Source organism: Streptomyces botrytidirepellens, from assembly GCF_003721215.1.
Classification (GTDB): domain Bacteria; phylum Actinomycetota; class Actinomycetes; order Streptomycetales; family Streptomycetaceae; genus Streptomyces; species Streptomyces himastatinicus.
The window spans coordinates 1-1022 of sequence record NZ_RIBZ01000069.1 but is presented as its reverse complement, the minus strand read 5'-3'; the positions used below and the strand labels follow the sequence as shown (position 1 = coordinate 1022).

Annotated in this window: 1 pseudogene; it reads right to left on the bottom strand. The window is 68.9% G+C overall.

The window, feature by feature from the left end:
- Positions 1–1022: pseudogene (locus tag EEJ42_RS53745) on the bottom strand (ketoacyl-synthetase C-terminal extension domain-containing protein); the annotation flags it as partial.

Genomic DNA, 1022 nt, shown 5'->3' with positions numbered 1-1022 from the left:
CATCACCTCACGCACACCACACCCCAGCAACGGATCCACCAACGCACACGCCTCATCCAGCGCCTCAGCGAACACCGGGAAACGCCCGGCCAGCTCACGCCCCATACCAAGACGCTGCGAACCCTGACCCGAAAACACCGCGGACACCGCACCCGACAGAGCGGGACCGGGGGTACCCGACACGGAGGCCGCCAGCCGCTCCAACGCGGCAAGCGCCTCGGCCCGCTCCCCCACCACCACCGCACGGTGATCGAAAACCGAACGCGTCGTCACCAGCGAACGCGCCACATCCACCAACCGCAACTCGGGGCGGGCGGCCAGGTGATCGNTCCACCAACCGCAACTCGGGGCGGGCGGCCAGGTGATCGCGCAGAGCCGCCGCCTGACCCGACAACGCCGCATCCGACCTCGCCGACAACACCAGCGGAACCACACCACCTGGCGTTTCCACGCCGGACTCCGCAGCCTCCGCCACGGACTCCTCGACGAACTGCTCGATGACGACGTGGGAGTTCGTGCCACTCATGCCGAACGACGACACACCCGCGCGGCGCGGATCTTCGCCGCGTTCCCAGGCACGGTCCTCGGCAAGGAGCCGGACCGTGCGTCCGGACCAGTCCACGACCGTGCTGGGGTTGTCGGCGTACAGGCTGCGCGGCATGACGCCGTTGCGCATCGCCATCACCATCTTGATGACGCCCGCCACACCCGCCGCCGCCTGCGTGTGACCGATGTTCGACTTCAACGAACCCAGATACAGCGGCCTGTCGGCACTGTGGGCCCGGCCGTAGGTGTTGATCAGGGCCTGCGCCTCGATCGGGTCGCCCAGCCGCGTCCCCGTACCGTGCCCCTCCACCACGTCAATCCGATCCGCGGTGAGGCGTGCGTTGGTGAGCGCGGCCTCGATCACCCGCTGCTGCGACGGGCCGTTCGGAGCGCTGAAGCCGTTGGAGGCGCCGTCCTGGTTGACGGCGGTGCCACGGACGGTGGCCAGCACACGGTGACCGTTCTTCAGAGCATCA